Genomic DNA, 21,013 nt, shown 5'->3' with positions numbered 1-21,013 from the left:
TTGGTGGATCTCACGGAAGCGCAAGCATGTCGGGGACACGGATGCCGATCTGCGTGAGCAGACGCGAAAGAGCCTCGCGTTCCGAGCTGGCAAGGCGTTGAACGGCATTTGGCGCAGCTTGGGTCGCCGCAGCGCTTCCCCCTGAGCGAACGATGCGCGATAGCTGATCCACATTCCGCGGCGTGATCGCGTCGGCCGCTGTCTTTGCTGCCATGCCGGCAACCGGCACCGCAGCAGCACCGATGGCCCCACCAAGCAACGACCCAATGCCGGTCGAAAGGCCCGTCGAGACAACACCCGTGGGCGCAAGCTTGCCGAACAAGCGCAGCAGGTTCTGCATGGATCCGCCCTTGACGACTTCCATCATCGCGGCGCGCTCGTCCGCGGTCAGATTGCGACCCTTCTTTGAGTTCAGGATGGACTTGAACTGCTGACGAATGGCGTTGTCCACATTGGCGCCTGATCCGCTCGATGCCGCCTGAAGTGCGGCCTTCTCCATGGCTTCGTCGATCATCTCCGACTTGCGAACCTGCGACCAGAGCTTGCGCCCTTCCTGAAGCGCCTTCACGCCCTCGGTCCTGTTTCCGGTGAGGACGTCGTTGAGGTTGAGATTGTCCAGAAACCCGTCGATCTTCGCTACGATATCGCCACCCAGCATCTTAGTGCTCGGGTCCACGTCTGTCTTAGCCGCATTGGCTACGCGGCGCAGGACGTCAACGCCCTTCAGGGTTACGTTGCCCTCGGCAACCTTATCCAACTCGTCGAGAACGGCCGCGACCTTAGGCTGGAGCCGCGGCAGATAGCCCTTCTCTGCCAGCGCGCCTTTGATCTCGCTAGACAGGCGCTGCACTGCTTCGGGCTTCACGACGACGCCCGCCTTCTCCGATGCCCTATATGCATCATCGGCCCCGGCACGCAGCGCATCAAGCGAGGGCACGTCGGGTGTCTTGTTGAATCGTCCGGCGATTGCGCCCAATGCCTTCGACGCGCCTTCGCCGAGCACGTTGCCAGCCGCTCCTGCGATGGCGCCTGTTCGGGCGCCGTCTGATACATCTTCGCCGTGACCAAGGGCATTCAGAGCGCCCCAACCGGCACCCTCGGCAGCCATGAGCCCAGACCGAGCCGCGAGCCCCCCAGCACCGGCCAAGCCGCCAGGAAGCAATGCACTCGCGGCTGCAGTGGCCTGTGGCGCTAAACGCATCGTCGAAAGCCCTGCCTTGGCAAGGCTAGCGGCGGGCAACACAGCCCCGCCAATTTCAGCGATCGTTCCGGCTGCTTCAGCCCGTGATCTTGCATCCTCGGTGTTCTGGCGCCGCTCATCTGTTGTGGGCCCAATCCCGATGGCTTCGCTGATCTTGCCTCCGACGTTGTCCACGAACCCCTGAGACAACCCGTCAGCGGCAAGCCGCGCAATATCATCAGCAGCGACCAGCGCCTTCTGCGCCGCGGGCATACGCTCAAACTGATCCCGGATGATGGCAGGCCGCGCGCGGCCCTTATCCCCTGAAAGCACGTCAGAGGCGTAATCCTGAATCGCTTGCGGGACCGGCTCGTTGTTCGGTGCCCCAAAACGCTTCTGCATTGCAGCGCGCATGACATCTATCGAGGTCCCATCCGGAAACTCGACGATCGTGCCATCTGGTGCCTCGACTTCGATCATTCAAAGTCTCCCGTCTGGGCATTGAAGCGTAGGCGCTTGGCCGGCGCCCCGCCCGAGGCCGCCCCTGCCGCTGCAGGGAGCGCACCCGGGCCCGCCGTTTTGCCAGCGCGCGCTTCTGCACGAGCACGGCCGGCAATTATGACCTCTCGGAGATCTGCGAGCGCCTTGCGGAAGCCCGCTTCGGTCTGAGCCGTGTTCAGCCGTGCTATAGCGGCCTCTGCCTTCTGACCTTCAACCTCGGTGATCTGTCCACCGCCCTTGAGCGACTGATAAGCTTCCATGAAGGTCTGACCCTGGAGCTGCGCAACCTTCTGGCCGAAGTCGTACATCCCGGTTCCAGGAATAGCAGTTGTCCAGGAGGTCTTGCCCGTTCCCCAAGAGAGGTTCGGGTCCTTCTCGATGTCGTCGATAAGGGCTAGGGCCCGGTCCGCTTGCCCTTGCGCCTTCGGGAGATCAACAACAGCCTCGCCTTGAGCCTTCCCGACCGCAGTTTCCCGTGCCGCCCCAGCAAGGTCCTTTGGCTGAAAACCAACCATTTGGCCGGAGCGCTTATCGAGCAGACCCCACTGCGTGCCGAGGTCGATCTTCTCGACGCCGCTGGATACCTTGACACCATCCGGCAGTTTCGTCTGCGTGGCTTGGCCATTCGGGCCGATTTGCATCAGAACTGTGTTGCCCTGAGCATCAGTGCCGTACACGGGGTTGAGACCAAACTTGCCGCCCGCGCCGCCATTGATGCGCTTCTTGTATTCCTCCTGGAATTGAGGCGTGCCGGGCTGAAGCCCTTCGTTCACGAGATCCTTATAGGTGTCGGTTCGATTGATACTCTCTTGTTGCGTATCAAGCTGGCGAACTCGGAGATTATAATCACGATCTGCGTTTGCCTGCTGTTGCTTCCGGCGCTGCTCTTCTAGCCAGATCTGCGCGGCCTGCGGTGATTGCGCCATGGTTTCGGCCATGGCCTCATTAACCTCACCTGTAGCCAGAATGGCAGCCTTCAGCGCGGCCTTCTGCTTTACCTGTTGTTCCTGTTGCTGGCGCTGCGCGTTCGCATTGTTGAGCGCAACAGGAAGGTTCTGGAGCGGGTTCTTGGATGGCGATGTCAGCAGGGACTGACCGATAGCGCCAAGGACGCTGCCGATCGTTTCCCCTGGATTGACGCCAAGGATCCCGGCGAGCGGAGAGGTGGAGGTCTGCGCCGCCTGTGGTCCGAGCACGGTTTGATCGAGCAATGTCGCCATCACGCCACCTTCAGAAGTCGGGCAAGATTGCTGTTGCCGCTGGTGTTGACGACTTTCTTGCCGCCGACCTCAGACACCGCGCGCGGGAACTTCTTCTCGATATCCTGTGCCATCGGTCCCACGACCTTCGGATACGTCTTCGGGTCGTCTTTGTAGCGATAGGCATAGAGATCGAGGCCCGTTTCGTCGTCTTTGCCGAGCTTTTTGATGTCGGTCTTCTCCCGCTCGTCGGACAACCCGAGCACAGACCCGAGCCCCGTGATAAGCGAGCCACCAAGCGTGCTTCCGCCGCCGGTCCCCAGCCCAAGAACGGAAAGAAGGCCGCCGAGCGCCTGCTGCCCGGTCGATGCAGTGTTGCCGCTTCCCGTCTGCGTCGTGAGCGAGTCGTAAGTCTTGGGCGTAAGGGCCATGAGGCGTTCAAGCATGGACCACGGGATATTCAGCGCCTCTTGAGAAATGCCGCGCTGCTGGTTGCCGATGCCGATCAAAGCCTGCAGGGCCTGCAGTTGGCGGTTCTGCGAGGCGGTATCAGAGGAGCTCTGCAGACCGAACGCCTGGAGGAGACGGGACACATTATCGCCCGCCATGTTGGCCCGTAGCTGCTCCATTGAATTTGCAGCGCCCATATTCGCAGTCGTCATGGCATTCTGCGAATTGGCGTTCGACAGGTTCGTCTGCTGCTCGTTGGCGGTATTCTGGGTCGCTACGCTCTGCGCTGCGTTGAACGCATCCTGCCGCCCCTGAGCCGTCGTTTCCGCGACCTGCTTCAGATAGTTCTTATCGAGCTGTGCCTTGCGCAGAACCTCTCCCGTCCCGCCGAAAGGGCTTTCCGCGGCGGAACGGGCGCCGATCTCGGCATTCGCATCCGCCCTGTTGTCCTTCAGCCGGCCGAGGGCAACGTCCGTCACTGCCTTCATATAGGGCGACATCATGCCAGTGATATCGTCCATGCTGGTGGTCGCTGCGCTCGCGAGCGCGGCTTGCCCCAAGCTGGCCTGTGGATTGAACGTCGTTTGGCTATCGGTCCTGAAGTCGAAGGGGCTGCCGCCCGGCCGCCCGAAAGCCGACTGGGCAAGGTCACGGGTCAAGCCATAGGCCATCTCCATGTCGGGGTTGATGCCGGCGACAACGTTGGACGGGGCGTTCTGGAGCCACGGGCTGACCATGCCCTTGCCCCAGTTGTAGACGTCCTGGGTCGCCTGGTTCATCCACGGATAGTAATAAGTGGACTGTGATGTCGTCGCCATCGCGGCCTCTCAGGATGATAGAATAGAATTGGTGTGGAGCAGAGCTACCGCTGCGATCCGCTTTTCTTGATACTCACCGACATGACACCCCAGCGAAGATCACAGTTGCTGACCGTCCCGGCGAATTCCCAGCGCAACTTCATCTGTCGGCATTCCTTGAAGATAAAGTCGTTCTTCTGCGTAGATGACGTGATGGTGCCAAGCGTGTCGGTCGTCTCAGACCCGTGCGGGCGCATCTTGCGCTTGCCCTTCAACGTGACCGTTCCGACGAATGGCGCCGAGCCCTTTCGCGTTGTGAAATCGGCCACGTAACGGTCAAGACGCATAAGATTGGCGCCGTCCTCGATGTCGAAATAGGCCGTCTCGAGAAACCCGGACATCGCGGTCCCGTCGAAGGTCCCGCCATATTCATGCCGATAGATATAGCCGTCCGTGCCAAAGGCGATCGGATTGGCGAAGATCCCATCAGGCAACCAGGACGATCGCCCGATCAGATGCGGATGGAAATGGTTTTCCGCCCAGTTATAGGCATAAGCGCGGGAGCATTCCGTGTTCGCCCCGCCAGAATCCCGCGCATCGGGGTAGAACCACCACAGCTCGGTGTACGCGGGGTTGATCCCCATGTGGGGATGCAAACATGTGGTCCACAGTCTGCGGAGCCTGTGAGATGTAGGTCGCGCGGCCAAGAAGCTTCAGGCTTGGCGCTGTGAGGTTGACCTGTGTCGTGTCCTCCCCAGCCCTGCCCGTGATCACGATATCGATCGGGTTATCCGGGCACACGAACAACATGCTGTATGTCCCGGCCTTCGTGATCGGGAGGCTCGCCGACCCCACCTCGATCAGCGACGGGACCGGATCGCCCGCATTGATGCGGATCTTCAGGCTCGTCCGCAGGTCAAACTCACCAGGGCCGGTAAATGTGCTTACCTGGACGCTGAATTCATAGACGTAGCCAGGCTTGCACTTGCCCTGGATATTCTGGGACAGGTTGCTCGGGTTGTTGCCGGAGACACGAACGAAGCGCGCTACCCCGCCTGATTGGCTGGTCCAGGCTGTTCCGCCGGTCGCCCAACTGGTCGTCCCGGTGCTGCCGATGCTCGTGAAACCAGTGTCGATCAGGATCTCGTTATAGTTCGGCGCCGGCTGGAACATATAGATCGGATCGCCGGTCCTGTTCGCGAACAAGACTTCGCCGATATTGTCGAGGTCCCATGTGGTGGCAGGCGTCGAGGATGAGCCGTTTTCAGCGCCCGCAACGAAGGGAACCACATAGTCCACACGGCCACCGGCAGACACGGGCGTGTAGTTCGGCCACACCTGATCCTCGGGTGGGTCAAGCGGATCGGGCGCCGGGTAGTCGTTCGTGCTCGACGCGTTCGCGGAATGTGTGATCGTGTAATAGTCGTTGCTGAGGACCGTCGTGACCGTATACGCGCCATTGATGGTGATGCCACCGCTCGGCATCGCGTTGGAAAACGTGATGCTCTGCCCGGCTTTCAGGCCATGGCCATAGTGCCGGACCTTGACGATCGGAGAGCCGCTTGTGGTCTTGAACGGGTTATCAAGCGACCCTTCCGCCCGCCGCGGCGTGATATCGATCAGCGCCGTATCCCGCACGGCATAGAGCTTCGATGACGTGCCGAACGCGAACCAAGGGACGCCATCCAGGGTTGACCACGCCTTGACCCCGCGCGCCTTGCCGGTGAATTGCGTCGGGATGTATTTCGCGAAGCCCTTCACATTCTCGGGCCGTCCCCGGCGCGAGCGGATCCAGTTGCTGTCGCTGTATGTCCCTTCGCTGGCGAGCGGGGAATCGTCCTTGACGACGCCCGGCCTGAAGTCGATCTTTTTCTGATCCATCTAGCGGAGGCCGTTCCTGCGGTCGTAGTCGCGCTGCGCCGCGGCCCTCGCTTCCCGACGCGCTTGCATTTCGGCCTCGTGCTTCGCGATCAGCGCGTCTCGTGACGCGGCCTGCTCCTCCTCCGTTCCCTCGAATACCTGGGATGCAAGCCAAGCGTTGAATGCAGCGACCATCTCGTCATCGGTCATGAGGGGGGAAGAAATCATGCTGCTGACCACGGGTTTTTGAAGTCGAAGGGCCCACCCCAATTGAGGGTCGCGTTCTTGACACCGGCCGCATTGCGCCCGCCGGTGCCGTTCCACCCGGGCCCACTGCCCTGCCAGAAATTCTGCCAATGATGCTGGCCTGGGACCTGATAGGGCGTGCTTTGGGCCGGCATTTCCGGCGCATTGCCCCAGGTGAAGGGATTCGTCCCCTCATAGGGCGCGGCCGTGGAATAACCCTTGTAGCCCCCTTCAGGCATCAATCCGCCGGCATAATCGCTGGACATGGTATAGGCGTCATAGGCCTGCTGATTGCGTGCATCCGCCTCAAGCTGCGCGCTCCGATCAGCCATGAAGAAATCGCCCATGTTGCTGGACGCCTGGCCATATTCGGGGAACATGTAGTTGCTGGTCGTATTCCAGTTCGGGTCGAGGCCGGACGAGACGAAGCCGAGAGGGTTGATCTTGTAGTAGGCATCCGAGAAATTCATCCCGATGTCAGCGGACCGTGCAGGATCTAAAAAGGGCTGGACGCGGCTGATGAGATCGAGGGTTTCCTGGCGCAGCCCGTTGGATTGCGTCGGGTCTTGCATCAACGCCTTGATTGACATCGGATCAACAGAGGCAAGATCCGCATACGTCGGGTCGTACCCCTCACCACCCTGATCCCCGAACAGATCGCGAGCAATTTCCGCATAAGCATCAGCAAACGAGGTCTGCGCCCGGAACTGGTTGATGAGCATCGCCTGCTGCTGCTTCTGCAGGCTTTCTTTCTCTTTCTCGGTCAGGATCGGCGTGGAACCGTAGGTCCCGTCGATGTTCATCCTATCCTGGCGCGGCTGATTGGCCCAATCATATCGCTCGAAAATATCAGTGTTCAGCTTCGGCCCAAGCGCCGCCCCAAGGTTCTGCCCGAACCTCTTGCGGATGTTCTGGTCGATCGCGCTGTTGCTCGAAAACCTTATGTCCGCGGTAGGCACGAGCTGCCCACCTGGCAGCTTTTCGAGCGTTAGCGGGTCGCTGTAACGCAGATAGCCGGGAATGTTCTCAGGGCGATATTTGTTGTCGACAGGCATACCCGGCCGAGAGAAGTATTCGTCCGCCATATCAGGCCCCTTCGGCGCGAGACAGGGTAATCTGGAGGGCGAGATCATGGGCCCACAGCGGGGCACTGCCGTCCGCGATCACGTTTCCGTCTCTATTGATCTGATCAACAAGGCTTTGCGCCCAATCAGGCGCACCTGCAGGCGCTGTCGCGACGTCGCCGGCCTCAACCGCCACGATCACCCCGCTCACCCATTCTGGAGCGCTGGCATCGACTACAATCGGGCGGGCGATCACGACGGCTCCACCCGCTTCTCTGTCCGGGACGCAACACCCCAACGCGACCCCGTCATCTTGCCCGCTATCTCTGAGAGCGACTTGTCCAGAAGGGTGCCCCAAGTCGCAATGCGCGCGTCATCGAGCAGATATGAAGCACTCGGCAGGAGCGACCCGTAGATGTAGACCTCGGGATATTTCGTGAGCAGCCAGTTGGTCGTGCTCGACGCCAACGGAGGGAGCGCCACATACATCCTGACATCAACGGCGTCGGAACTGGTCGGGTAAACCCTCAGTGTCGAGGTGGCCTTGTCAGCCGAGAAATACCGCGGCGTTCCACTGGGAGGCGATCCGCCGAAGAATGAGTTCGCCTGCCCGGCCGATAGGGGCTTTAGCTCCCCTTTGCCCGCGATCGTCACCGACAGATATTCGAGATAGTTCGCCGGCAATGGGCAGACGCCCGCCGTCTGCGTCAGAGAGGAGGTCGTCTCCATTTCAGGGCAGCGCAGTTCGCGATTGAGCCGCGCTTCACACTCAACGATCCATTCGGGGATACGCGAGGCGAGGTCGTCCCTGTCCAGTTCGTTCGCCACACGTGCCTGGAGTTCGGTATAGTTTGTGACACTCATGGAGTCGGCCCCATGATACGAGCATTGCCTCGGGCATACCGTGCGCCACGATCCTGGTTGCGCAGGCCTGCCATAGCCCTGTCAAACTGCGTGCCCCAGATCTGAATTCTGCCATCAGGGCCGGACATGGAGGCTGATTCCAGCAGTGAGCCGTACAGATAGGCATTCGGCGCCTTGGAGAGCAGCCAATTCGTCGGATTTGATGCGCTCAGAGCCGGGACCTTGGCGTAGTAGTCGAGAACGATCGTCGTCTGTGTCGCCGGATACATCTGCGTTACACTGCGTTACATGTTGCGCTCTCTTTTTCTCGCGATGCTCCCTAACGCGTTGATTAGAAACGTCTTCGCGTCTCGGCTGCCTTTTCTCCCAGCCGGCCAGCTTGTCATCAACGATGACGTCCTTTGCTCGCAGCTCTCGCAGAACGGACTGGATGTCTTCTTCCGAGAAGCCGGAAAAAGCGGCGTAGGTTTCCACGTCGAAATCGTCTGCGTTACCACGCGTTACATGTTGCGAAGCATGGTCCAGTAACGCCCAGAAGATTGCAGAAACGACACCAGGGGCTACGCCAGCGCGTCGACCAATCAGTATCCACTTGTTGTCCGTCGGGGCACCGTGCCACGAGCGAAACCAATCCGTCATTGATGAAGCTCCGCAATAGCGTTGCACGAGATGTTGCAATAGAGGCGAATGCGCCCCGTGGGCCCCTGCCGCTGCTTCAGGATCTCCACCTCCATCACATCCAGAGATTCACGCAGGCGCAGCGTTTCCTCTTCAGAAAGGTTCGGCTTGCGCTCCAGGTAGTAGGCCTCTCGATAGAGGGCCATCACCATGTCAGCGTCCTGCTCGATAGAGCCGCTATCCCTGAGATCAGAAAGCTGCGGACGCTTGTCGTTGCCGTTGCGCTTCTCCACCTCGCGGGAGAGCTGCGACAATGCCACGACTGCCACGCCAAGCTCCTTGGCGAGCACCTTCAGCGCTCCGGTTATCTCGGTGACTTCCTGCACCTTGTTGCCGGCATAGCGCGTAGAGGCCCGTAGAAGCCCGATATGGTCCACGACGAGCACAGATAGCTTCTGCCCCTTCTGGGCCATCTGGGCCTTCGCCCTACGCGCTCTGGCGGCTATCTGAGAGACGGTGAGGCCTGCCTCCTGTTCGATGATGAATGGAAGCTTGCTGTATCGCTCCGCAGCACTCTTGAGGCGGCTAAAGGCTTCCTCGGAAAGACTGGAGCCCTCTGCTATGCCGCGATAGGTGATCATCTCACGTTGTGGCGAATAGCACATGGCAGCCAAGGCCCGCTCGCCTAGCTCTTTGGCGACCATCTCGAGGCTGAAGAAGAACACGCCGTGCCCGACCTTCGCAGAATTGAGGGCGAAGGCAACGCCAGCGGTTGTCTTGCCCATGCCGGGCCTTGCTGCGACAATGATCAACTGTCCGGGCCTCATGCCCATAGTCTTGCGATCAAGGCTTGGAATGCCGTAGGGAGCGCCGCGAACAACCTTTCCGCTTCGTGCGTCCCATGCAGCGTCGATGGCCTCTACGGCCGCCTCGCCAAGGGAAACGCGCCTGAGGGAATCCGGCATGGAAGCCGACGCTACCCCATCAAGAATATCGATCGTGTCGGAAGCAACTTCCGCCGGGTCGTCGATGACGGATGCTACGCGAGCCCTCTCGAGGAGATCGGCGCCAGCTGCTGCCATCTTACGGAAGAGAGACGCCCGCTTGATAGCCTTGGCGTATTGCCCTGCGTTCGCTACCGAGGATGCGTTTTCGTAGAGCTTCGTCAGGTATTCGGTGATTGTGACGCCGCCGAGATCGGCATTGCCCGTGACCATTCTGACGAGCCCGGCGGTGATGACGCCGCCTTCGTCCTGCTGATGGCACATCGCTTCGAAAATCTTTGCGTGTACCTCTTCTGAAAAGTCGCTGGCCTCAACGATGGATCTGGCCTTTTCCAGGGCTGATGTGTCCATCAGGATCGCGCCCAAAAGGGCTTGCTCAGCGTCAAGAGCCTGGTTGTCGGAAGCGAGCGGCGCGGGAGCAGCCATATTCATCGGCTGGCCTCCGCATTGCGCTTGGCTGCCATGGCTCGACGAGCCCGATCGACGACGATACGGGCTATATCCCCTAGCGGGAGAGGATCTTCCTTGTCTTGGGACAGAGGGCGTTCCTCGCGGCGGCGCCGCTCTGCCTCAAGATCGATGACGTTGGAATGACCGCAATCGTTCATCGTGCGGTACTCCAGTCTGCGGTCCATAGAGCCCGCGCAATGTCTTCTGGAGACAGCCCGTCGAGATCCATGTGGGCGATAACGGCATTGACCCGCCGAACACCATGCAGAACGGCTGTGTGGTCCTTGCCGCCGAAGGCTTGGCCAATCTCATTGAGCGTGGAGCCGCAGAACCGGCGGATGAGCCAATAGGCAATCTGACGAGCCTTTGCCGCACCGCCTTTTCGCACGGGGCTTAAGATCGTCTCACGGTCAATCTGGCTCGCCCATGCTGCGATCTGGATGCAGCGGCGTCGGGTGATAGCCCCTTCGTGCGGCGGGAGGATGATGGGCTTGGGGCAATTCTCCTCCAGAGGCCTTGACGCCGCGAAGACGCGGATACGCCCAAGAGCCTCGGCTTCAGAGCGAAGAACATGCACCGACACGATACGCTTGTCAGGCTGGTAGACAGGGATCGTTACGAGGGAATCGGGATTGAGCAGCTGTGTTGTCATGCTGCGGACCTCACAGTTACGACCATCGCCTCGGCTGCGTCATCACGCTCGATCGTGATCCGGCGGGCTAACTTGTCGTCATCGATGACATTGTGCTTCACGAGGATGTCGCTGGCGCCCTTGACCGCGTTGTCGGGATCGATGCGAACCTTGGGAAGGGTGATCGTCAGGTCATAAGCCCCGGAAATGTGCCCCGGCCTTTGCGACCGGAGAATCCATCCCGCCTCGTCCTGCCAAGCCCGATAGGCTGGGCTCTTAATCACGTTCGGGGCGCGCTTGCCGCTTTTCGTCAAACGCGTTCCGGCAATGCGCCAGATGCGATTAGCCGAGGGCGGAACAGGGAGCTGTATGACGACAGTATCGGTCAAGCAGCCCTCCGACGAGCGCGCTGTTCCCGCGGCGAATAAACCAGCTTGTAACAGTGCCGGCACCACGACTTGCCGGGGATGGCCGGCTGCGCGCAGACGAGCTTGTTTTCAAGCTCTGGATAGTCGCGCACGCCCCACAATCCATATTTGCAGCGCCCTGCCCGGCCCATCACTTCAGCGACCGGCATGCCGACAGTCGTGATTTCGGATGAACCCAACAGAGGGCGGATCTGGATCCCTTGCGTCACCCTTGGCACAGAGGCTACAACAACCGCAGCCTTCTTCTTTTCTCGAGATCGAGGCGACGCCACTCCCCCCGGCTTCTGAGCCGGAGAGCGCTCGTAGGTGGGCACAAGACCTTGCGCGCGTAGACGGTTGGCCTTGCCGATGACAGCGTTTCGCGTCGTACCGATAGCGGAGGCGATATCCCGAGATGATCGACCGGCAGCGAGCATCGAGATCAGCACTTCAACCGTCGCGTCGGACCATATCGCCTTGTCGTTGGCGAACCCGGTAGCATGGACGTTCACGGCTGAACCTCCGCAAGTATCGAGACATGCGGGAGCGACACCGACCGGCGAGAAGGAGAGCTTGAGCCTCCAGACCCCGCGCCACGGCCGTGCTCAGCGCACATCATCGCTGGCGATCCCGAGGAGCTTCGGACAACATCGCTATCGATCCGGATAGGGAGACGTCCATCAGGCAAGGCAAGCTCTCCCTGACCGTAGTGGTGTCCTGCCGCGAGTAGATCCCAGATGACGAGCTGGGCGGCTGCGACCAGGCTGCGATAGCGAATGTCTTCACTCAGCGGGTGGGCGTCGATGCCGGACATGGGGATCGCTGGAAGGCGCACGCGAAACAAGCGAGCGGCCTCGTCATTGTCGATGTACCGTGGTTCGCTCATGGCGTTGCCTCTTGGTATTTTTCGGGGAAGCGCTTCCGCAGCCACGGGTCATCCTCGAGCGGCTGCACTGGCTTGGTTGCGTCCGGTACCGGGGCGGGATCAACGGAGGCAAGCGCCTCCTCCCCCTCCCCGGTGTCCGTGACGAAATTGCTCGGATCTGGCTTCTTCGAGCCCGCCTGCGCGGCCCCAGCCGACAGAGAGTGTACGCTCTCTGCTTTTTGCGCTGCCTGATCCAAGCCTTGGTTGCCCTCTGCTTCGTCCTGCACTGAGGGTGGTTGTGCGGGCTGGGGTGTATTCTTCGGGCCGTTCCCGTAACGAGCGGCCACTGCATCGGCTATCTGTACGTTTTCTGCATGGGCTTGGGGGCTGATCAGCCCAGCCGCTGCTAGCTCTGCCGAGAATTCCTTGTGATCTGCCATCGACTCGGAGGTTCTGCGGCGCTGCCTTTCCTCGCGCGCGTGTCGCGCGCTACGCGTGCGAGACTGGATCACGTCGAGATATTCCGCTGCCGAAGCCTCGCGCTGGTCTAGTGCGTCCGCCTTCTCTGGGTCCTGCCGACGCACACGGCGCTCTTTGATCGCGTCCTTGAACGCGGCCATTTCAATTGCAATCTCCGCTTTTCGAAGACCTGAGGTCTCTAGTGCTTCGCGGATACGTTGAAAGGCATCGCGCTTGCCGGAATTCGCATCATCGATTTGCTGGTCATAGGCATCAATAAGGTCCGCGACCTCGCGAGCCAAATCATCAGGTATGGCACTCATGCGCGTCCCTTCTCATAAGCTTCGCCGAAGAGCGCCTGAGCAGACGCAAGATGGCCTTTGATCTTCGAAATATTCGGATGATCTTCCGCCAGCCCCATTTGATGAGCCACGTCCAAGGCATTGTTCAGACTCGCAATTTCCGATTGCAGGTCACGCACAGCTGCGGCCGTCAGCCGGTCGCGTAGTTCTGCGTCCAGCTTCTTGAGGCGGTTGCGCGCCAAGTTGTAGAGCGTCCCGGGCAGGACCCGCAGGCGACGCGCTAAGCGCGCCCTTGCTTCTGATCGCGACCCGCCGTTGCGACGCTGTTCACGCGCCTCAAGGTCGTCCGCTACCTGCCTTGCTCTGTCGATAAGAGTGACGGTGGTCATCGTCGCCTCAGATGGATGATTTATCCACGATTTGTGGATGAACGGTCTCGTCATTCCGTTGTCCTCTGTTGAGGCAACAGGGCAGAGACGAGGGTTACGAATGGACGGGGATGACGTCTTTACTTTCAGAACGCTTGGAGACGTCACCAGTGAGATAATCCGCGATATCGAGGTGCGAACTCGAATTGGCGGACGGGGGAATAAAGGACCGAGGACCAAAGAGGCCCCCGGCAAGTGGCGCGCGGCAATGTGTCCGGGAGGAACCGCACGCGATCGGGGGAAGGTGCCCGGAGCACTCGGGGGGAACCATGCTCCGGGCACCAATCGTCACAGCTCGAGGGGGCGCACTGCGACGAAGGGGAATAGAAGGCTCTGAGATCAAGCCTGCGCCTCCGATTGGAGCGCGGCGACAATCTCAATCGCTACCAGCAGGGCGGCCAACGTGTAGCCAAAGGCGGCTGTCACGAGGTCGCCCGCAATTGCGTTGTAAGTGGATAGCCATATGGCTAGGCATGCGAGTGAGAAGGATATGAGGGCGGTCATGCTGCTTCGTCCCTCAGAGCATTCTGGAAGAAAAGGGCATCGCTCCACTTGATGCCGCGCCGCATGGCTTCCTCGCGGATGCGAGCCAGCTCATCGCGGTTTGGTTCCCACTCGAACCGCTCCCAACGGGAAACGGTCGCTTGAGACACCCCGGCTATCGCAGCGAAGTGCGCTTGCGAGACACCGAAAACCGACTTGCGGATATGCGCCATTGGAGACATGCATGCATCATATGCGCAGACGCATTATCTCGTCAAGATGCATATGCGTGCTTTTTTTATGCGTATGCGTATGATCGTTACCATGATTACAAGTGACGAAATCCGCGCGCTCATGGCGGCACACTCTTGGACCCAGTCCGACCTAGCCGGTCGGGTCGGAGTGAAACAGTCGACTGTGTCGCGCTGGCTTGGTGGTCAGACGCCAGATCCGGCCGCGCAAGCGAAGCTGGAAGCTATTGTGCGGGGCAACATCCCGATACCAGCGCCACCTCGGCCGGAACCAAATGCATCGGTAACGATTCCCCCTCCAACATTCGGCGAAAAGACGCTACCTATTTTGGGCCGGGCGGTCGGAGGAGAGGACGGCCGGTTCGTCTTCAATGGGGAAGTCATCGAGTATGTAGCCATGCCGCCGCAACTGCAGGGAGTACCCAACGCCTACGGGGTGTTCGTGTCCGGCACCAGTATGATGCCGCGATTCAATCCCGGTGAGCAGGTGTGGGTTCACCCGAGCCGCCCGCCACATGCTGGCAATGACGTGGTTGTGCAGTTGAAGGGGGATGGGCTCGGAGACCCGCCAGACGGCTTTATCAAACGCTTCGTCGCTTGGACACCGCAAGCCCTTATCGTGGAACAGTTCAACCCGCCACGCAGGTTCGAGTTCGACCGCGACCAGGTTGAGAGCGTTCACGTCGTCGTCGGATCCATCTTCACGCCCTAGCGTATAGCGCCCGAGGAGGGAGAGACGGCAGGGCAGCCTTGCGGCTCTTGCGAGGCGGCTCTTGCCGATCAGCCCATCCGGATATGGATACCACGCGCGTATCGGCCTCTGACTCGGCCTTAAAGCACGCCCTGGCGCTGTCTATCGCGGACGCAGGCAAGCGCAGCTGCGCCTCAATGTGATTGAGGAAAGCGGCGTCCGAGACTGAAAAATCCAGGACCGCTTCAAAAAATCCGGGTGACTGCGCGCAGGCACTGATGGTCTCGGGACTGGCGCCCGTCACGTTGAAGAAGCGCGTCAGCGCCTCCTTATCGCGCGCCATAAGCCCCAGCACATGGACCGCTATCGCTCGCGATTGCTTGTAGTCCAGCATGGCCCCACGTCCTCCCCACATATGATGAACAAATGAAGAACATCGCAGCCTGAGAGTCAATGGGCGCGAATCACCACGCATAAAAAATTATGCACCGACGCATAATACCGTATTGACTGATTATGCGCCGCCGCATATACGTAATGCATCAGCCACTGCTTGATGGAGAGACGAGATGGCCAAGCCCCTTCAGGTCTTCCTTGACGAACTGGATGCTTATGCCGCCTCTCACCCGGCGGGGGCGTATGCAGTGTACGCCCAGCACGGGCTTGTTCTGAGAGTGTGGAGCGGGCCTGGAGTTCCGGCCGCAGAGTTTCAGCCATGGGTGAGCGAGCCTATGGCGCGGCTGTACGCGTTGGCAAAGAAGTACCGCGCCTCGCTCTACGACGCCATTGAGAAGCGTATCGCCGCGTCTTGGCAGGCCATGCTCGCAGAGCGCTCCAAGAAATCCTGACCATACCCAGTAACGGAGAGATGAGATGTCGGTAGAGCGCACGGAGCGGATGAAAGAACTCTCCGCGACTATCACAGAGTGCGACACTTACGTCCGCTGCTACTTGGTGTCGAGGACACCGACAGACTCAATCGTCGCGGCTGAGAGCCGTCTGAACTACGAAATTCAGAAGTCGCGAGGGATATTCGCTCAGAGAGAGCTTGATGGATTGATCAAGCAACACATCGCGAGCGGCGGGAAAACTGTCTGACCCCCTACCCCAGCACTGTCCCCAAACCAGTGCTGCAGTAGGTGGCCTATGTGGAGGACATCATGTCCCACTCAATCATCTACGACTTTGAAGAACTGAAGCTTCTTACGACAGACGGGCGTGTGATCGCACGTGTCGATGGCAAGGCGCAGATCCACATCACAACGATGTACGACGAGCCCGAGATCTACGACGTGGAGATCGAGATCGACGACGAGGAAGGCAATCGCGCCGAACTCCGTCAAAAAGATGACTGGTATTGCCTGTGCCGCCGAGCGATCGAATTGCTCTGGAAAGACAACAAGATCGACGCGTACGACGGCATGGAGCCGGAAGAATTTCATGCGGCGACAGCGGCGGACTTCGCCCGTGACGATCGTCTGAGCCGGGAGGCTGCGTGATGGCACGTGTATCAAAACGCGACCGCGAAATCGAGAGAGAATTTCAAGACGCGTGGGAGGAATTCGGGGACGACATATCGACTGAATTTCTGATCTCAATAACAATGGACAGATGCGATGCCAGTTACGACCGCGTTGTCACGGCGCTTATAAATGTAGCAGAGGCAGACGCATGAACAAGCTCGATACGCCTGTGGCGTCTATGGCTGATGAGCTGAAAAGCAACTTCGCCAACCTATCCGACTGGCAAGAGTGCTGGGGTATCTTACGAGAACTTGGCCACTCACATTCCGAAATAGATCGATACCTCGACGACGCCATGGCTTACGCCCGTGAGCTTTCCGAGGGACAGGAGAGGGCTGCGTGATGAGCACGTTTCGTTGCGGAGATTATGTATCCATTATCGGAACGATTGAGCAGACTCCTTCAATCGGGTTCGAGCGTTACATCGTTCGCGTCGGCGGTTCCCCTCTATTCTTCTCGTCCGATGAGATGAAGATGGTTCGCCCCAATTTTCAGCCGGGGGAACGCGTCAGGATTTCATTCGCAACGGAAACCGAAGAAGCCACCGTTATCGCCATGCACGGCGAAATGCTCTGGCTTGATCGGGGCGCAGACGGCACCTGCCAGCAGCACATCTCGGCCGTTCGCCGTCTTGATCAGATCCAAGACGTTGCCGAGGCCGCGTGATGGATATCCTCTATTTCATCCTGAAGTACTCGCCAGTCTGGGGCTCAGTGGCCTTGGGATTGTGGGCGTGGCACGGGCTTATCTCAGCGCCTCCCTTCTCCGAGGAAGATGACGAGCCCTACGGCGAAGCCTCCTCCTACCGTCGAGATCGTCAGCCATGAGCTTCGTATCTCGCGTTCAATGCGCCCTACTCCAGCTCTTCAAGCGTGAGTGGGCACCACCACCGAAGCGGCCTAAGATCGTGGCCTTGGACGCTCAGATCCAAGCCCAGCGAGCCCGCCATAAGGCCACCAGACCAATCGAACGCGAGAAACAGCGCGTTACCAATGCCGCTCTTGAACGGAGCATCAGCCGATGAGCACAGCAGTTGAGACATACCAGGCTCCGCACGAGATTGAACCTCGGCAGGTTCAGCGCGAGCCAGCCGCAATCATCCAAGTGATCGAGCGTGCCGCGCTCAACCCCAACGTCGATATCGACAAGATGCAGCGCCTCTTGGACATGCAGGAGCGCATCTTGGCTCGCGAGGCGAAGGCCTCATTTGATGCCGCGTTTTCGCAGATGCAGCCGGAATTACCGATCATCAACGAGAACGGGGGGATCAAGAACAAGGACGATAAGGTCCAAAGCACGTACGCCAAGTGGGAAGATATCAACGAGGCCATAAAGCCGGTCCTCGCCCAGCATGGCTTTTCCCTGCGATTTCGCATCGGACAGGACGCCGGAAAGATCGTCGTCACGGGGATCCTCAGTCATCGGGAGGGCCACAGCGAGGAAACGAGCATCCACCTGCCGATCGACACCAGCGGGAGCAAGAATGCCGTTCAGGCCGTTGGCTCCACGACGAGCTACGGCCAGCGCTATACGGCTAAGGCGCTACTCAACATTACTAGCCGCGCGAAGGCCGATCGGGATGACGACGGCGCATCTGCGGGCGCCCCAGTTCTGATCACCGACGATCAAGCCGAGCAGATCCACAAGCTCATTTCCGATACCGGCGCCGACATCAACAAGTTCCTAGCCTACTTCAAGGCCGAAAGCGTGTCGGATCTCAAGGCTCGCGATTTCGACCGCGCTCGTGGGCTGCTCATCGCAAAGAGGGCGCGCCCGTGACCGAGCTATGGGCGCCTGTTGTCGGGCTAGAAGGGTTCTACGAGGTGTCGGACCAAGGTCGAGTTCGCGGTGTCACGCGAACGCTAACGGATGGCCGCGTCTGGCGCGGCGCGGTTCTCGCCCAATCCACGAGCAAGAGCGGCCACAAGAGAGTTCGCCTGTGCCGAAACGGTCGCCACTTGTATTTTTCTGTACACCGCCTGGTTATCGAGGCGTTTGTTGGGCCATGTCCCCCGAGCATGGAGTGCGCCCATAACAACGGCGACCCATCCGACAACAGGGTTAGCAACCTCCGGTGGGATACCCGTAAGGGGAATCATGCCGACAAATCCCGCCATGGGACGCTGCTTGTCGGCGAGAAGAATGCCCTCGCGAAGCTTACCGAGTCAGACATCCGCCGCGCGTTCTCGATGCGGCGCGCTGGCGCCCTTTTGAAGGATATCGCGCTCGAACTGGATATTACGTCAGCAAACGTTTCCATGATTCTGCGGCGCGCAACATGGCGTCATGTCCACGTATAAGGAGCGGCCAATGATCGTATACACAGACATTCAGCAAGGAACTCCTGAGTGGCATGCTGTACGTTGCGGTATCCCGACCGCCAGCATGTTCCACGCCATCCTCGCCAAGGGCGAGGGAAAGACCCGGAAATCCTATCTTTGTAGGCTCGCCGGCGAGATAATCACTGGAGACCCGGCGGACTCTATTTCGAATATCCATACAGAACGTGGGAAGGTCATGGAACCGGAGGCTCGTGACTTGTACGCCTTCATGAAGGATGCGGACCCGGTACAAGTCGGATTCATACGCAACGGGCAGAAAGGCTGCAGCCCCGACAGCTTAATCGGGGAGAGCGGCATGCTGGAGATCAAAACCAAGCTGCCCGCGCTTATGGTGGAAGCGCTGATCCGCGACGATTTCCCACCAGAGCACAAGGCCCAATGCCAAGGCGCGCTATGGGTAGCAGAACGCGAGTGGATCGATATCTGCGTCTACTGGCCCAAGATGCCGCCGCTGATCAAGCGAGCATATCGAGACGAGGCCTACATCGCTGAGATGTCTGCCGCGGTCGATGCATTCAACGACGAACTCAACACCATAGTCGAGCGCATCCGCTCCTATGGATCCGTGACAAGGGAGGCCGCTTAGATGGCTGGCTCAGTGAATAAAGCGCTCATTACAGGCCGCCTCGGTCGCGATCCAGAGATCAAGCACAAGCAGAACGGCGATATCGTCGCCAATCTGAACGTCGCCACGTCCGATGTATGGAAAGACAAAGCTACGGGCGAGCGCAAGGAGAATACGTTCTGGCATAATATCGTCATCTACAATGAAAACTTGGCGAAAGTTGCTCAGGCGTATCTTCACAAGGGCGATCTTGTCCACATCGAAGGTGCGATCCAGAGCAGAAAGTACCAGGATCGCGACGGCAATGACCGGTATATTACCGAGATCGTGCTGCAGAAGTTCCGTGGCGATCTGGTCATTCTCGAAAGCAGGAAGTCCGACGGCGCCAGCGATCAGCCTCGCGAGCGCGTAACAGAGCGTTCAGCACCTGCACGCGATGACTTCGCAGACCAAGAAATTCCGTTCTGAGGGGTGTGATATGAGCCGCGCTCTAGTCGTCATCCACAGCGACATCGATCGCAGGAAGGCCGCCAATTGGGCAACGAAAGCCCCCTACGGCTGCCGCATCGAGTTCAAGGAAGCCAAGCGATCGCTGCCCCAGAACGATCGTATGTGGGCGATGCTGACGGACGTGGCGGCACAGACAAAGCACCACGGCATCAAGTTATCACCGGATGACTGGAAGCTCCTGTTCCTCGACGCCCTTAAGCGAGAGGTTCGGATGGTGCCCAACCTGGATGGCAACGGGATCGTGAGCCTTGGGCGTTCGTCGTCGGATCTCAGCAAGAACGAGATGACGGACCTAATCGAACTGATCTTCGCGTTCGGCGCAAAGCACGGCGTGGTCTTCCGTGACGATGCCCAAGCCGCGTGACCCCCGAAGCCCGCTTCATCACCGCGGCAATCAGACATTTCGTCAAGGACGAGCCATCCATGCGCGAGTTCATAGAGATCAATAAGGCGATCCTGTCCGGGCTTCCTAAAGATGAGAAGCGGGCGGTGTGGGATGCGCTGAAAAAGGCTGGAGGCGTGGGATGAGCCGAGCCGAGTTCAGCCGGAAAACCCGCGCCGCAGTCTTCCTACGAGCCAATGGTTGCTGCGAAGGCTGTAGAGCGAAACTCAAGGCGGGCGAAGGAGAGGTGGACCACATCCTCCCCGACGTCCTTGGAGGCGAACCGACTATCGAGAACGCCCAGCTCCTCTGCCGAGTCTGCCATCGTGCAAAGACTGCGGACGATATCCGCCGCACACGCAAGGCCGATAGACAGCGCGACAAGCATACAGGCGCGTGGAAAAAATCGTCGCGTTCCATGCCAAATGGCAGGAACTCCCCAACCAAGCGGAAAGTCAACGGGCAGCTGGTCCATCGGGATACAGACTTGCCAGTTCGGAGATCGTCATGAAACGCCCCTCCGGAACAAGGGCATACCACCTACACTACGCCGCTAAGTTCTTTTGGAACCGCGCCAAGAAATCACAGGACCCCGAGAAATCTGAGGATCTTTACATAGCGGCGAAGATCAAAGAACAGGCGGACATCCTCGACAAAGAGGAACACCTATGTCGCAAAGAACAAAAGCAGCGCCGGATCAGCTTGCCTCAGCCCAATCAAGCAGGGCAATCGGATCGCGGGATGCCGCCGCTTCAAGATCAGCGCTAAGCCGCAAGGCTTGTTCCCTGGTCATCGACCATTCGATACCGGTCGGGCTGTTGGGCCTCAGAATACACTTTCCGCGTGATGAAAGCAGAAACAAAGCAACGCTTCCGTCAATCTCGGAAACTATTTCCCACGTTGTAACTGTAATAGGTCCATCCGCATTGCAGATCATCTCT

The 21,013-nt window shown here is 59.5% G+C and carries 36 protein-coding genes; 14 read left to right on the top strand and 22 right to left on the bottom strand.

What is annotated here, in order from left to right; genetic code table 11:
- Positions 1 to 10: 10 nt before the first annotated feature.
- The 21 genes from KIO76_RS15200 to KIO76_RS15105 form a co-directional block, all read right to left on the bottom strand.
- Positions 11 to 1,660: a hypothetical protein gene (locus tag KIO76_RS15200; protein ID WP_213324048.1), complete on the bottom strand. Its 1,650-nt coding sequence runs from the start codon at positions 1,658 to 1,660 to the stop codon at positions 11 to 13.
- On the bottom strand, positions 1,657 to 2,901 hold the full coding sequence (locus KIO76_RS15195; RefSeq protein ID WP_213324047.1) for a hypothetical protein: 1,245 nt from the start codon (positions 2,899 to 2,901) through the stop codon (positions 1,657 to 1,659). The genes KIO76_RS15200 and KIO76_RS15195 overlap by 4 nt, the downstream gene beginning before the upstream one ends.
- A complete protein-coding gene (locus tag KIO76_RS15190) occupies positions 2,901 to 4,148 on the bottom strand; it encodes a tail fiber domain-containing protein (protein WP_213324046.1) in 1,248 nt (415 codons plus the stop codon). Before KIO76_RS15190 ends, KIO76_RS15195 begins: the two co-directional genes overlap by 1 nt.
- 44 nt (positions 4,149 to 4,192) lie before the next feature.
- Positions 4,193 to 4,621: a hypothetical protein gene (locus tag KIO76_RS15185; RefSeq protein ID WP_213324045.1), complete on the bottom strand. Its 429-nt coding sequence runs from the start codon at positions 4,619 to 4,621 to the stop codon at positions 4,193 to 4,195.
- 49 nt (positions 4,622 to 4,670) lie between these two features.
- Entirely contained in the window at positions 4,671 to 6,008 is a 1,338-nt protein-coding gene (locus KIO76_RS15180) for a hypothetical protein (RefSeq protein WP_213324044.1), read from the bottom strand.
- Positions 6,009 to 6,215 carry a hypothetical protein gene (locus KIO76_RS15175; RefSeq protein WP_213324043.1) on the bottom strand — a complete coding sequence of 69 codons (207 nt, stop codon included), beginning with the start codon at positions 6,213 to 6,215 and terminating at the stop codon, positions 6,009 to 6,011. It abuts the gene before it with no gap.
- Positions 6,212 to 7,318, bottom strand: coding sequence for a hypothetical protein (locus tag KIO76_RS15170; RefSeq protein ID WP_213324042.1), 1,107 nt, complete (start codon positions 7,316 to 7,318; stop codon positions 6,212 to 6,214). The genes KIO76_RS15175 and KIO76_RS15170 overlap by 4 nt, the downstream gene beginning before the upstream one ends.
- Before the next feature lies 1 nt (position 7,319).
- The gene (locus KIO76_RS15165; RefSeq protein ID WP_213324041.1) at positions 7,320 to 7,553 is read right to left on the bottom strand and encodes a hypothetical protein; all 234 of its coding nucleotides are present in this window, start codon (positions 7,551 to 7,553) and stop codon (positions 7,320 to 7,322) included.
- Positions 7,550 to 8,161 carry a phage adaptor protein gene (locus KIO76_RS15160; protein ID WP_213324040.1) on the bottom strand — a complete coding sequence of 204 codons (612 nt, stop codon included), beginning with the start codon at positions 8,159 to 8,161 and terminating at the stop codon, positions 7,550 to 7,552. Before KIO76_RS15160 ends, KIO76_RS15165 begins: the two co-directional genes overlap by 4 nt.
- Positions 8,158 to 8,373, bottom strand: coding sequence for a phage adaptor protein (locus tag KIO76_RS31755; RefSeq protein ID WP_502761888.1), 216 nt, complete (start codon positions 8,371 to 8,373; stop codon positions 8,158 to 8,160). The genes KIO76_RS15160 and KIO76_RS31755 overlap by 4 nt, the downstream gene beginning before the upstream one ends.
- Positions 8,276 to 8,800, bottom strand: coding sequence for a hypothetical protein (locus KIO76_RS15155; protein ID WP_213324039.1), 525 nt, complete (start codon positions 8,798 to 8,800; stop codon positions 8,276 to 8,278). The genes KIO76_RS31755 and KIO76_RS15155 overlap by 98 nt, the downstream gene beginning before the upstream one ends.
- Positions 8,797 to 10,215 carry a replicative DNA helicase gene (locus KIO76_RS15150; protein WP_213324038.1) on the bottom strand — a complete coding sequence of 473 codons (1,419 nt, stop codon included), beginning with the start codon at positions 10,213 to 10,215 and terminating at the stop codon, positions 8,797 to 8,799. Before KIO76_RS15150 ends, KIO76_RS15155 begins: the two co-directional genes overlap by 4 nt.
- Positions 10,212 to 10,391: a hypothetical protein gene (locus tag KIO76_RS15145; protein WP_213324037.1), complete on the bottom strand. Its 180-nt coding sequence runs from the start codon at positions 10,389 to 10,391 to the stop codon at positions 10,212 to 10,214. The genes KIO76_RS15150 and KIO76_RS15145 overlap by 4 nt, the downstream gene beginning before the upstream one ends.
- The gene (locus tag KIO76_RS15140) at positions 10,388 to 10,885 is read right to left on the bottom strand and encodes a helix-turn-helix domain-containing protein (protein ID WP_213324036.1); all 498 of its coding nucleotides are present in this window, start codon (positions 10,883 to 10,885) and stop codon (positions 10,388 to 10,390) included. Before KIO76_RS15140 ends, KIO76_RS15145 begins: the two co-directional genes overlap by 4 nt.
- Entirely contained in the window at positions 10,882 to 11,253 is a 372-nt protein-coding gene (locus KIO76_RS15135) for a RusA family crossover junction endodeoxyribonuclease (RefSeq protein WP_213324035.1), read from the bottom strand. The genes KIO76_RS15140 and KIO76_RS15135 overlap by 4 nt, the downstream gene beginning before the upstream one ends.
- Positions 11,250 to 11,783: a GcrA family cell cycle regulator gene (locus KIO76_RS15130; RefSeq protein WP_213324034.1), complete on the bottom strand. Its 534-nt coding sequence runs from the start codon at positions 11,781 to 11,783 to the stop codon at positions 11,250 to 11,252. Before KIO76_RS15130 ends, KIO76_RS15135 begins: the two co-directional genes overlap by 4 nt.
- Complete coding sequence (locus KIO76_RS15125; RefSeq protein WP_213324033.1) at positions 11,780 to 12,157, bottom strand: hypothetical protein; 378 nt, start codon at positions 12,155 to 12,157, stop codon at positions 11,780 to 11,782. Before KIO76_RS15125 ends, KIO76_RS15130 begins: the two co-directional genes overlap by 4 nt.
- Positions 12,154 to 12,918, bottom strand: coding sequence for a hypothetical protein (locus KIO76_RS15120; protein ID WP_213324032.1), 765 nt, complete (start codon positions 12,916 to 12,918; stop codon positions 12,154 to 12,156). The genes KIO76_RS15125 and KIO76_RS15120 overlap by 4 nt, the downstream gene beginning before the upstream one ends.
- Complete coding sequence (locus KIO76_RS15115; protein WP_213324031.1) at positions 12,915 to 13,286, bottom strand: hypothetical protein; 372 nt, start codon at positions 13,284 to 13,286, stop codon at positions 12,915 to 12,917. Before KIO76_RS15115 ends, KIO76_RS15120 begins: the two co-directional genes overlap by 4 nt.
- Before the next feature lie 378 nt (positions 13,287 to 13,664).
- Entirely contained in the window at positions 13,665 to 13,829 is a 165-nt protein-coding gene (locus KIO76_RS15110) for a hypothetical protein (RefSeq protein WP_213324030.1), read from the bottom strand.
- Positions 13,826 to 14,041, bottom strand: a complete 216-nt coding sequence (locus KIO76_RS15105; protein WP_213324029.1) for a hypothetical protein — start codon at positions 14,039 to 14,041, stop codon at positions 13,826 to 13,828. The genes KIO76_RS15110 and KIO76_RS15105 overlap by 4 nt, the downstream gene beginning before the upstream one ends.
- A gap of 52 nt (positions 14,042 to 14,093) precedes the next feature.
- Here KIO76_RS15105 and KIO76_RS15100 point away from each other — a divergent pair, with 52 nt between their 5' ends.
- Positions 14,094 to 14,771, top strand: a complete 678-nt coding sequence (locus tag KIO76_RS15100; RefSeq protein WP_213324028.1) for a helix-turn-helix domain-containing protein — start codon at positions 14,094 to 14,096, stop codon at positions 14,769 to 14,771.
- Here KIO76_RS15100 and KIO76_RS15095 read toward each other — a convergent pair.
- Positions 14,761 to 15,144 (bottom strand): DUF3572 family protein, encoded by a 384-nt coding sequence (locus KIO76_RS15095; protein ID WP_213324027.1) that lies wholly within the window; start codon positions 15,142 to 15,144, stop codon positions 14,761 to 14,763. The genes KIO76_RS15100 and KIO76_RS15095 overlap by 11 nt on opposite strands.
- 175 nt (positions 15,145 to 15,319) lie before the next feature.
- On the opposite strand from KIO76_RS15095, the gene KIO76_RS15090 reads away from it, so the two are divergent.
- The 13 genes from KIO76_RS15090 (at position 15,320) to KIO76_RS15030 (ending at position 20,840) form a co-directional block, all read left to right on the top strand.
- Positions 15,320 to 15,598: a hypothetical protein gene (locus KIO76_RS15090; protein WP_213324026.1), complete on the top strand. Its 279-nt coding sequence runs from the start codon at positions 15,320 to 15,322 to the stop codon at positions 15,596 to 15,598.
- A 312-nt stretch (positions 15,599 to 15,910) separates the two neighbouring features.
- Entirely contained in the window at positions 15,911 to 16,249 is a 339-nt protein-coding gene (locus KIO76_RS15085) for a hypothetical protein (RefSeq protein ID WP_213324025.1), read from the top strand.
- A 172-nt stretch (positions 16,250 to 16,421) separates the two neighbouring features.
- Positions 16,422 to 16,616 (top strand): hypothetical protein, encoded by a 195-nt coding sequence (locus KIO76_RS15080; RefSeq protein ID WP_213324024.1) that lies wholly within the window; start codon positions 16,422 to 16,424, stop codon positions 16,614 to 16,616.
- On the top strand, positions 16,613 to 16,939 hold the full coding sequence (locus tag KIO76_RS15075; protein WP_213324023.1) for a hypothetical protein: 327 nt from the start codon (positions 16,613 to 16,615) through the stop codon (positions 16,937 to 16,939). The genes KIO76_RS15080 and KIO76_RS15075 overlap by 4 nt, the downstream gene beginning before the upstream one ends.
- Positions 16,939 to 17,100, top strand: a complete 162-nt coding sequence (locus tag KIO76_RS15070; RefSeq protein WP_213324022.1) for a hypothetical protein — start codon at positions 16,939 to 16,941, stop codon at positions 17,098 to 17,100. Before KIO76_RS15075 ends, KIO76_RS15070 begins: the two co-directional genes overlap by 1 nt.
- 193 nt (positions 17,101 to 17,293) lie before the next feature.
- Complete coding sequence (locus KIO76_RS15065) at positions 17,294 to 18,052, top strand: ERF family protein (RefSeq protein ID WP_249729608.1); 759 nt, start codon at positions 17,294 to 17,296, stop codon at positions 18,050 to 18,052.
- Positions 18,049 to 18,573 carry an HNH endonuclease gene (locus tag KIO76_RS31750; protein ID WP_213324021.1) on the top strand — a complete coding sequence of 175 codons (525 nt, stop codon included), beginning with the start codon at positions 18,049 to 18,051 and terminating at the stop codon, positions 18,571 to 18,573. Before KIO76_RS15065 ends, KIO76_RS31750 begins: the two co-directional genes overlap by 4 nt.
- A 10-nt stretch (positions 18,574 to 18,583) precedes the next feature.
- Positions 18,584 to 19,201: a lambda exonuclease family protein gene (locus tag KIO76_RS15055; protein ID WP_213324020.1), complete on the top strand. Its 618-nt coding sequence runs from the start codon at positions 18,584 to 18,586 to the stop codon at positions 19,199 to 19,201.
- Positions 19,202 to 19,648, top strand: coding sequence for a single-stranded DNA-binding protein (gene ssb / locus KIO76_RS15050; protein ID WP_213324019.1), 447 nt, complete (start codon positions 19,202 to 19,204; stop codon positions 19,646 to 19,648). It begins immediately after the preceding gene.
- Between the two features lie 10 nt (positions 19,649 to 19,658).
- Positions 19,659 to 20,054 (top strand): recombination protein NinB, encoded by a 396-nt coding sequence (locus KIO76_RS15045; RefSeq protein WP_213324018.1) that lies wholly within the window; start codon positions 19,659 to 19,661, stop codon positions 20,052 to 20,054.
- The gene (locus tag KIO76_RS15040; protein ID WP_213324017.1) at positions 20,051 to 20,218 is read left to right on the top strand and encodes a hypothetical protein; all 168 of its coding nucleotides are present in this window, start codon (positions 20,051 to 20,053) and stop codon (positions 20,216 to 20,218) included. Before KIO76_RS15045 ends, KIO76_RS15040 begins: the two co-directional genes overlap by 4 nt.
- Positions 20,215 to 20,583 (top strand): HNH endonuclease, encoded by a 369-nt coding sequence (locus tag KIO76_RS15035; protein WP_213324016.1) that lies wholly within the window; start codon positions 20,215 to 20,217, stop codon positions 20,581 to 20,583. Before KIO76_RS15040 ends, KIO76_RS15035 begins: the two co-directional genes overlap by 4 nt.
- Positions 20,469 to 20,840: a hypothetical protein gene (locus KIO76_RS15030; RefSeq protein ID WP_213325376.1), complete on the top strand. Its 372-nt coding sequence runs from the start codon at positions 20,469 to 20,471 to the stop codon at positions 20,838 to 20,840. Before KIO76_RS15035 ends, KIO76_RS15030 begins: the two co-directional genes overlap by 115 nt.
- Positions 20,841 to 21,013 lie beyond the last annotated feature (173 nt).

Source organism: Chelatococcus sp. YT9, from assembly GCF_018398315.1.
Taxonomy (GTDB): Bacteria; Pseudomonadota; Alphaproteobacteria; order Rhizobiales; family Beijerinckiaceae; genus Chelatococcus.
The sequence above is the reverse complement of the archived record's forward strand: the minus strand, read 5'-3'. Positions and strand labels throughout refer to the sequence as shown.